At 66.2% G+C, this 8716-nt stretch carries 10 protein-coding genes; 1 reads left to right on the top strand and 9 read right to left on the bottom strand.

What is annotated here, in order from left to right; translation table 11 throughout:
* Window positions 1–425: 425 nt before the first annotated feature.
* Complete coding sequence (locus ACIBNA_RS25535; protein WP_399167448.1) at window positions 426–869, bottom strand: type II toxin-antitoxin system PemK/MazF family toxin; 444 nt, start codon at window positions 867–869, stop codon at window positions 426–428.
* 155 nt (window positions 870–1024) lie between these two features.
* Between ACIBNA_RS25535 and ACIBNA_RS25530 the strand changes: the two genes are divergently transcribed.
* Window positions 1025–1792: a hypothetical protein gene (locus tag ACIBNA_RS25530; RefSeq protein ID WP_399167447.1), complete on the top strand. Its 768-nt coding sequence runs from the start codon at window positions 1025–1027 to the stop codon at window positions 1790–1792.
* Window positions 1793–2198: 406 nt separating this feature from the next.
* Here the strand turns inward: ACIBNA_RS25530 and ACIBNA_RS25525 are convergent, their stop codons facing one another.
* From ACIBNA_RS25525 to ACIBNA_RS25490, 8 genes are all read right to left on the bottom strand, one after another.
* Complete coding sequence (locus ACIBNA_RS25525; protein WP_399167446.1) at window positions 2199–2852, bottom strand: hypothetical protein; 654 nt, start codon at window positions 2850–2852, stop codon at window positions 2199–2201.
* Window positions 2837–3493, bottom strand: coding sequence for a hypothetical protein (locus ACIBNA_RS25520; protein WP_399167445.1), 657 nt, complete (start codon window positions 3491–3493; stop codon window positions 2837–2839). The genes ACIBNA_RS25525 and ACIBNA_RS25520 overlap by 16 nt, the downstream gene beginning before the upstream one ends.
* Window positions 3486–4046: a hypothetical protein gene (locus tag ACIBNA_RS25515; RefSeq protein ID WP_399167444.1), complete on the bottom strand. Its 561-nt coding sequence runs from the start codon at window positions 4044–4046 to the stop codon at window positions 3486–3488. The genes ACIBNA_RS25520 and ACIBNA_RS25515 overlap by 8 nt, the downstream gene beginning before the upstream one ends.
* Window positions 4047–4057: 11 nt before the next feature.
* The gene (locus tag ACIBNA_RS25510; protein ID WP_399167443.1) at window positions 4058–5338 is read right to left on the bottom strand and encodes a putative T7SS-secreted protein; all 1281 of its coding nucleotides are present in this window, start codon (window positions 5336–5338) and stop codon (window positions 4058–4060) included.
* A 57-nt stretch (window positions 5339–5395) separates the two neighbouring features.
* Window positions 5396–5695 carry a hypothetical protein gene (locus tag ACIBNA_RS25505; protein ID WP_399167442.1) on the bottom strand — a complete coding sequence of 100 codons (300 nt, stop codon included), beginning with the start codon at window positions 5693–5695 and terminating at the stop codon, window positions 5396–5398.
* Between the two features lie 23 nt (window positions 5696–5718).
* Window positions 5719–6753 (bottom strand): hypothetical protein, encoded by a 1035-nt coding sequence (locus ACIBNA_RS25500; protein WP_399167546.1) that lies wholly within the window; start codon window positions 6751–6753, stop codon window positions 5719–5721.
* On the bottom strand, window positions 6750–7412 hold the full coding sequence (locus ACIBNA_RS25495) for a hypothetical protein (RefSeq protein ID WP_399167441.1): 663 nt from the start codon (window positions 7410–7412) through the stop codon (window positions 6750–6752). Before ACIBNA_RS25495 ends, ACIBNA_RS25500 begins: the two co-directional genes overlap by 4 nt.
* A gap of 732 nt (window positions 7413–8144) precedes the next feature.
* Window positions 8145–8348 (bottom strand): hypothetical protein, encoded by a 204-nt coding sequence (locus ACIBNA_RS25490; RefSeq protein WP_399167440.1) that lies wholly within the window; start codon window positions 8346–8348, stop codon window positions 8145–8147.
* Between the last annotated feature and the right edge of the window lie 368 nt (window positions 8349–8716).

The raw sequence follows: 8716 nt of genomic DNA, 5'->3' as shown, positions 1-8716 counted from the left end.
GCCGGCCAGGTACCGCGCGGTCATCGCTGCCGGGTTGGTGCTGTACGTGCTGCTTCCACGGTTGCGGTGAGGGCGGCGGACGACGGCCGGGATCACCGCCCGGGTCTCGGCGCGGGGCGGCGCGGTCGTCGCGTCCGGCCGGCGTGTCCGGTCGACTGCCCGGCCGACTCTCCCTGCCGTACCGGACGGTCGTCGTGTCCGGCGTCCCGTCCGGTCGTCGCGCTCAGCCGACCCTCCCGGTCGTCGGGTCCGGTCGACCCTCCCGGTCGTCTCGTCTGGCCGACCCGCCCGGCCCTCGCGGTCGGTCGTCGCGTCCAGTTGACGCGCTCAGTCGACCTTCCCGATCGTCGCGCCAGGCCCGCGCCCGGCCCGCGCCCGGCCCGCGGCATGTTCCCGCGCGGACGCCGCACCGTGAGCCCCCGCTCTCACCCGGCCAAGTACCGGACCTGGTCCCACAGCGCCGGGTCCACCACCCCGACGCGTCTCCGGAAGCCCCACACCGGGACCTCCCGCAGTTCATCCGTCTCCAGGAAGCTCGCGCGGCCCTGGGTGTCGCCGACCAAGCCCGGGGGGAGGGGGATCACGCCGGTGCGCTCGCGCCGGAACCGGGTGGTGATCTTCGCTACGGTCGCCCGCTCCCCGCGCACCGCCAGCACCAGGCAGGGCCGGTCCTTCGTGCGGGCCTCGTCCTCGTAGGGAACGTCCGCCCACCAGATCTCCGCCGGCTGCGGCAGGCCCGCCACCGAGGCGGTTCCCACCGCCGTCCGGCCCCGCCGCGCCACCGACCGCCGTCCCCAGCCGTCGACGAGCGTGGCGACGAGCGCGAGCAGTACCACCGCGGCGAGCGCCAGCCACCAGGACGTGTCCATACTGAGACGGTACCGGCGCCATCCCTCCCTCGCGCCCCCCTCACAAGGATCACGCCGCGCGCTGCCAGCCGAACCGGTGACACCACAGGTGAGTTCGCAACTGATGTGGGCATCCCATCGCAACCGCGCCGTACGCAATCGCCAACAGCGGGACCATGACGACAATCGTGCAGACCCCGGGCGAGACCGCGTTACGGAAGCGCAAGCGGACACTGCTCATCGGCACCGCGCTCGCGGTTCTCGCGATCGTGGTGTCCACCACCGTGGCCAACAGCCCCTCCGGCTCTCCCCGCGCATCCACGGCCACACCGACCCGCGGCAGCGGAGTGTCAGCCAGTCCCTCGGAGTCAGGCACCTCCGCGTCGCCCAGTGGACCGGCCTCCCCGAAGGCCACCGACCGCGCCACCAGGGCACCGGAACCATCCGCAGACGAGGCCACATCTCCCTCCGGCCTTCCCGCTCCCTCCAGAACACCGAGCACCTCCCCACCGCTCGCCGAGCCCCCACGGGCCGACAAGATGCAAACCGCGGACTGCACGAAAGAGACGGGGCCCTCCCATCCCGCGTGGCCGGTCCAGTACAGCGACACCAGTTGGGGACCCTCCGAAGCCGCCGAGGAACGCGAACTGCGCGAGGGCGGCAAGCTTCTGGGCGGGTTGAGGATGATGCGCGCCAACCGGCCGAACCTGACCTACTACTGGGCCACAGGGTGGACCGGCGTCGACCGCGCCGACGGCGAGACCTGGCTGGTCCTCGACTGGACCGACGGCACTACAGCTTCCGCTTGCCGTCGGCGCCTGGACAGGACCGGCTACTGGCATGACACCATCGCCGTTCCGCGCTACATCAACGGCAAGTTCATCAGGTACCGGGCATGCCAGAGCATCTACGGCCGTGCCGCCACCTGCACCAAGTGGTGGTAGCGATCCCCTACCGTCTGATCGCGCCGTAGCCGACGCTGTGAGGTCTGACTGCGACCCAGGCGGGATTTCGGCCTCTCCTCTTCAAGAGACGCCCGATTAGACGGTGTCCTATGTGGTGAGGGGCCAACTGCCCAGGAAAAGCGGAAGGCCGCCGGTTCGACCCGGCCCAGCCACAACCCCCGCCTGGGCAAACAGTCCCACCGAAGATCAACGGTGATCAGGAGCCGGACGTCGAGCCCGCTGCAAGACGTCGCTCCCCAGCTCTCGAAGTGAGACTTCGGGCACACTGCCAGGCTCAGTCAAGCGATGCCGGCAGGGAGAGCTCCAGGGCCTGGGCCTTCCGCGCGTCGGCTACGGCTGCCCTTAGCTGATCCGAAGAGTTCATCTGCGGCAACTCGGCCGCGCTCTAGTCCTCCGGGTCCACGTCCCAGATACGGATCTGGATCTTGTGCGCCAGCTTCTCGATGTCCTTGGCAGCCCGGATGACCTGAGCGACGTCGTCTGTGGCGGTCCACAGGACGGTATCCGTATCGATCTCATCGTCGTGCCAGGCGTACCTCAGACCGGCCAACACCTCCGAGGCGTCGTCCTGGCGCACGTACCGTAGTGCGCGCACGCCCTCCCCGAGATTCTCCGTGTAGAACGTCTCGACGACCGGAGGCTCGACTGCGTCCGGATCATCCGCTAGCACCAGGGCACGCAGTGCCGTCTCGCGTTCGCCTTCTTCTGCTGCAGGCCGCACTGCGGCGAAGACAGGCAGGGGCATACTCGTCGGCGAGGCGATATGCAGCAGAGCCCGTGTGTCGAACCGTTCCGGCGCGAACGCGTCCACGCAGCGCCGCAGCGTGCCCGCGAAAAACGGGATCCCGGACTCTCCCGGGTCCTGTGCGTGCGACCGCCACAACAACTCGGCGCACTCGCTCGCCCAGGAGTCGATGTCACTCCATGACTCCTCATCCCAACGGGGTGGAATTTCGAGCCACAGGCTCGCGTCGTAGTCGATGACGAGATCGAACTCGTGCTCCAGATCCCCCCAATCCTCCGTCATGCCCAACTCCATCGGAAAGTCGCCATCAACGCATCGAACCATTCGACGAGCGCGTCGGCCAGGTCGTCTCTCGGGTCTCCGGCCCCGATGGTGGAGAAGGCAGCCACGAACCACCGGCTGGGCTCGCCGGGCACGGACACCAGGTAATCCACTCTGCGACTGGCCATTTCGGCTCCGCGGCCAGGATCGGAGGGCATGACGCGTTCCTGCCGCACCGCGAGGGCACCGTCGATCTCTCCGCTGCTCAGATCCAACTCCATGCCATTGCCCCGGGAGATCAAGCGTGCCGCGACCTCGGCCGGATCAGAAACCGCTACATCGGAACCGGCGGGAGCGGAGTGCGAGGGCAGCCGAGCCTCGGAGACGACGATCGATGCGCCGAGGTTCATCTCGCCCGACAGCCGCATCGGCAGGTAGATCTCCAGCGCCTTGGCCTTCCGAGCGTCCACGATGGCTGCACGGAGTCTGCGTTCCAACTCCAGCCGGAGCGGTGTCAGCTTGTCGCGCGGTATGTCACCGGGTGCGCGCCGGAATGCATCGGTGGCAATTCTGTGCACGATTTCTTCTGTTTTGCCTTGGCGCAGCGGAATCTGCACCCAGTCCGAAGGGAGGAGCAGACGGTAGCCGGTGGGTGGGGAGGTGACCTCAGCCATGGTCGGCGCTCTGCTTGTTCGTGTACCAGATGCCGATGAATACCGAAACGCTGAAGATCACCGCAGGCCAGAGCTGCCAGCGGCCGTCGAGTAGAGCAAAGGGCAGGGCGTAAACGAGATAGAAGCCGCTGAAGAACCGCAGGTGCGACTCCAGCTGAAACACCCTCCCTCGCAGAGCCGGAGCTCGGAATCGGAGCAACACCAGCAGGGGGGTGAGAGCAGCCGCGCTCCACTCCCAGGTCGGAAGCGGCAGAAGCGCCTCGCCCTGGATCCTCCTCGTGGCCATCGACAGGGCAACCCGCACGAACGCCAGCATGCAGATTGCCAGCAGCGTGTATCGGTATCGGTCACCGCGCAGCTCCTCGCGAGAGTCAGCTTGGGAGGAGTCGACCTGTGAGGTGTGTGAGGTGCCATGAGCCGCGTCCTGGGCGGCCCGCGCCGAGCGGATCGCCTTGGAAGAAATGCGCGGGGAGCGCTGACCTGGGCTCCGCACGCGCCCGTGGCGCACCTTGCGCGGTCGGCGTTGCGGTGCCGCGTCTGATTCGTCCGTCACCAGCTTGCCCCTCACCATTGGGAACCGACAGGCGCGGAGAGCCGCGCCTTCATGCGATCGTATTCGTCGGACGTCCACGGCAGCTCGCCCGCCAGCTTGTCGCCGGCATCGAGGCCGGTGCCCACGATCCACGATCCCTGGTAGGCGCTGAGGTGCTTGCCGGCGGCGGCCGCGCTTTCGTTCAGCGCCGCGCTGTTGGGGAACTGGTCGCGCCAGAGCCGGATGTCCTTCACCTGCTTGATGATTGCCTTGTCGCCGAACACGCTGGCCGACTCCCGCAAGGTGGGCTGGGGCAGCTCAGCCTGCTTCACCTGGCGGGCAGCACTCTTGGCCTTCTGGAAGTCGGCGGTCCTGTGGAGGCGGCCGGCCTTGCCTCCTGCGCGTCGCGCGGCAGCACTCGCGCGCTGTGCTTCCTGCCTGGCCTGTTTCTTGGCAAGGCCCTCCGCGACTTCGCGAGCGCCCTTCTGCAACCCTTTGATCGCCTTGGCGGCCTTGATCCCGTTACGTGCCATCTTCAGTGCGCCGACGTCCATGAGAACGTCGAACCACGACCCATTTCCGGTAAGGGCCTGGGTCAAATGGATCAACGCGACCGCACCAGTCAGCGCCAGGGCCACTACACCGAAGGCCGGGAAGAAAATCGCCAGAACGGAGAGGCCCGTCGCGATCCAGCTCAACGCTTCGGCCAGCCCGTCAAGCCAGTCGGCGTCGCCTACCCACGCTTTGAAGTCGTTCCACCAGCTGTCTTCCATGTCGTCGTCGATCGACGACCGGATCTTGCTCGCGTAGTGGTCCGCGCGCTCGCCGTAGAAGGACACCGCCGAGTTCAGCTTTCGGCGTGCCTCCTCCAGGTCTTCCTCGGCCCGTTCGGCGGCAGGGTCCTCGGACGCCCCGCCCTTGTCGGGGTCCTTCTTCGTGCCGCCCTTCGTGTCATCCGGCTTGTGGGCGTCGATGATCCGCTGGGCGTCCTGGGCGTCCCGCAGAGCCCGATCGGCCTTCTTCTGGGCGGTCTCCATGTCGTCCGCCCAGCCGTCGAGGTGCCCCTTGACTTCCCGATAACGGTCCTCGGCAAGATCGAGCCGCTTGGAGAGACCGCGGGCCTTCTCGCCGATCTTGTCCGCGTACTTCCCCTTCAGGCCATCGCTGTCGGCGATCGCCTGCATGGCTGCCGCTTGATCACGGAGCTTCTTGGCGATCTTCTTCATGTGCGTGACCTCGTCGCGGATCCCGTCCGGGTCACCAGGAACAGGATCCGCTTCAGCGAGCGGAGACCAGTCAGTCGGCCGTGCCATGCAAGAATTCCCCCGTGCGGAGTGACGAGCGCCGTCGGTCGGCTGGCGCCCAAGTCGCTACTTCTTCTTTCCTTTGGTGGCGTTGGCCAGATCGTCGTCGAGGCCCTTGAAGGCGTCGCGCGTCGTCTCGACCATCTCTCCGACCTCTTCGATCTCCTTGATCAGGCGCTTGCGGTTCTTGTCCCAGTTGTCCACGAAGTCGCCCATGGCCTTCTGGACGCGGGAGTCACCGACGACGGCCCTGACGTCCTTCTTCCATTCGCCCAGGCCGTTGAACTCATCGCGGATGTCGCGGAGTTGCTTCGCACTCGTGGATAGCAGCTGGAAGTCGACCTGGAGATCCGACCCCTTGGACATGCTCACTCCCCGTGTTCGACCCGTCAGCGGTTGACGGCCTGGATCTCCTGCACGACAACGTCCTGTTCGGCACCGAACGTGCCGTCCGGCAGATCCTGTTCACCGTTCACGCCGGTTCCGGTCCAGTGGATCTTCCACGTGACGGTGGCCTGCAGCTTGTACGAGCCGTCGCCGGACGACCGGAGGTACTTCACGCCGCATGGCGGGGTCTGGTCGGCCTTGCCCCTGGCGTAGGGCTCGCCGATGGAGCCGTCCGCGTTCTGGCATGCGCCGGAGGCGGGGTAGGTGACTGCGTTGTCCGTACCCGGGGTGATCTTCAGTGCGACCGGCTCAGCGGTGGTCGTCGCCTCGATACCGAGAAGGGGCACGCGCGCGGTGACGGAGACCGGCTTGAACTTCGCCGTGTCCAGCCACGCCCACGTCGGCAGGTTCACCTTCGTGGTGCCCTCAGGAGCCAGCTCGACCTTCGTCGACGGCACGCGAATCTCGGCGTAAGCGAGCTGGGCCAGTATCTCGGACGTGATGGCCTGCGGAACCTCGGCCGGCGGCGCGTCACCCTTGTCGACCCAGAAAGGCATCTCGTCGCAGTCCTGGGCCGCGGGGTCCGCCTCGTACCCTTCGGTGGTGTACGCGTCCCACCAGTAGCCGTCGCCCTCCTTGTCCTTGTTGAAGTCCTTGTAGGGCTTGCCCTTGACGAAGTAGTTCTTGGTCTTCAGGGACCACTCGGGGCTGGGCGCGCTGCTCTCCCACACCTGCCGCATCTGCGACTCGATCTCCTTGGGCGTGTACTTCGGAGCGTAGTAGCAGGCGGGCGGGTTCCATGACGTGGTCGATGTGACGGCCCCGGCCGACTCGCCACTGCCGTTCTTCGAGCGGTCAAAGACAACCACGCCTCCAGCGGACGCCGAGACGGTGTCGCCGTCGACCTTGCCCGATGTGTCGGAGTCGACTTCGGTTACGGAAGGAGCGGGTCCTGGTGTTGCCCATGCGGCATTCGGGAGTCCTCCCAGAATCAGAGCCAGAAGGCCAGTGGTTCCGATCCGGGTTGGTGTGGTCAGCCTCCGCACCGCTCGTGCCCCCTCTTGGTGTTCAGGCCGGTGGTCACCCACACGCCCTCGTTGTTCTTCTCCAAGCGAGTGTTGTAAAGAACGTAGGGACTGTCGCTGGCTGGGGTCTTATCCACCTTGCCGGTTTTTCGGTCCTTGTTGTACGCCTTGCTGTCGTCCGCGCAATAGATGACGACGGCTGTGTTCTTGTCGCGAAGGGTCACCTGCGGGTCGAAATAGCGGATGGTTCCTGTCCAGGAGATGTTCGCGTCAAGCCATGCCTGGACCCACTTGACTTCACTGATGAGTGCATCGTCCTGGTAGTAGAAAGCGAGCGCCTTTGACTTTGTGTCGCCTCGGGCGATCGCGTCGTCAACTGAGTTGAGTGCTCGCTCGGCGTCGGCCAGTGCGGCGTCCTTCGCGGCATCCCCGGTCTTCCAGTCCTCGAAGATGCTCTTCATGTCCCCAGGCACCGTAATGTCCGGCCGGTCGGCGGTGTCCGATGCGCTGGGACTCGGCGAAGCCGAAGACGCCGATTCGTCCCCCGTGTTCGCTCCCGCAATCTTGTCATTGCCCTTGGAGTTGTCGTCACCGCTCCCGCAGGCGGACAGCGACAGGGCCGCTACAGCGGTCAGCGCAGCGGCTGCGAGCAAGGTGGGGCGGCCGTTCACGAATGACTCCCTGTGGGGCGAGGGTTCTCATGAGCCTGCCAACGGTATCGAGGGGACTTGGGTGGCACCAGTTAGGTTTACGTCAAGCCCAGCCATCCAAACGGGCAAATCCCCGCAGAAGCCACCGCGAGCAATGGGGCCACATGGTCACTGTTCCGTAACGCAAGGAAGTCTGTGAACATGGCCTTACCGGCCGAACAAGAGCCCCAGGAGCCCCGGATGGGACACATCCCGTACCCGAACAACGGCAAGTACGTCCTCGGAGCTGAGCGCAAGATGTACGCGAAACTCGCCGCCGAGCGGTATGCCGCCGGGCGCCACCATCCAGGAGATCGCTGACGAACTGGGACGCAGCGCAGCTTCGTGAACGGACTGCTGCATCGTGACACCGACGTCAAGGTTCGGCCGCGCAGTGTGCCCAGGCGGACATCCTCCGATTCCTGATGCCGTTGCCACCAAACGCCACGTAGCGCGCGCGTGCTCCAAGCGGCCTCACCCCTTGCGCGGCGCCGTCTCAGGCCCAGCCTGTCGGTGAGAGTGATCGCGTCCGCGGTCTACTCGGCCGGCGTGCTGGCGTTCGTAGACCGCGGTCGCGAGGTTTCCGGCGGCGGGCCGCCGGCCTGGCGCTGCTCCATCTGCGGAAATCAGCGAGTCTGTACTGAAAGTCCCGGCGCCGGCCTGGCCTTCTGCCGGGTTGCCCCTGGCTGATCCGTCCCCCGGGACGAGGTGCATTCATCGGGCGCCACCCTTGCTGCTGGTCATGCGAGCGTGGGGATCGGCCAGCCGGATGATGTGGTGGTTCCGGCAGCAGGCGCCGCCGCAGGCGAGGTCGTCGATGAACCCCTTCTGCGCCTCCGCGGCCTCCGCGGTTGCGTGCAGCGAGACCGTGATCGCGCGGCAGTAGGAGACCAGGGCGAAGGGGTCCTCGTCATGCACCCAGACGGCGCGGGGCCAGACGCACTGGCGAAGGTGTAGAAGGTGCGGTGCTGGGCGGAGCAGCGATGGCGTCTGTAGGTCTTCATGTTCTTCTCCTTCTGATGGTTTTCTTCGGGCCTCCTCGGTGGGGACTGGGGACTGTGGCATGTCTTGACTGCGTTTCCAGGAATGTCGGTATTCCTATATAGGAATCTTCGAAGAGCTCCTCCTTCCTTCTCGTCGCCTTACGCGCTCCTACCTACATTTCTGGAAACAGGGATCTAACTGAACGCACTAGCCTCGACCTTTCATGACGGTCCGCCAGCTCCGTCGGCGGACCGTTTTCGTGCCGTGGACGAAGGCTGTGCAGGCCCAGGGCCCGAATGTCG

It is taken from the genome of Streptomyces sp. NPDC050164 (assembly GCF_044459945.1).
In the GTDB taxonomy this organism is placed as follows: domain Bacteria; phylum Actinomycetota; class Actinomycetes; order Streptomycetales; family Streptomycetaceae; genus Streptomyces; species Streptomyces coeruleorubidus_A.
This window is presented reverse-complemented; position numbering and strand designations above follow the sequence as displayed.

Coding starts and splice junctions, on each gene's coding strand:
- ACIBNA_RS25535 (WP_399167448.1), bottom strand. CDS start 869: ATGGACACGTCCTGGTGGCTGGCGCTCGCCGCGGTGGTACTGCTCGCG.
- ACIBNA_RS25505 (WP_399167442.1), bottom strand. CDS start 5,695: ATGTCCAAGGGGTCGGATCTCCAGGTCGACTTCCAGCTGCTATCCACG.
- ACIBNA_RS25525 (WP_399167446.1), bottom strand. CDS start 2,852: ATGGAGTTGGGCATGACGGAGGATTGGGGGGATCTGGAGCACGAGTTC.
- ACIBNA_RS25520 (WP_399167445.1), bottom strand. CDS start 3,493: ATGGCTGAGGTCACCTCCCCACCCACCGGCTACCGTCTGCTCCTCCCT.
- ACIBNA_RS25530 (WP_399167447.1), top strand. CDS start 1,025: ATGACGACAATCGTGCAGACCCCGGGCGAGACCGCGTTACGGAAGCGC.
- ACIBNA_RS25510 (WP_399167443.1), bottom strand. CDS start 5,338: ATGGCACGGCCGACTGACTGGTCTCCGCTCGCTGAAGCGGATCCTGTT.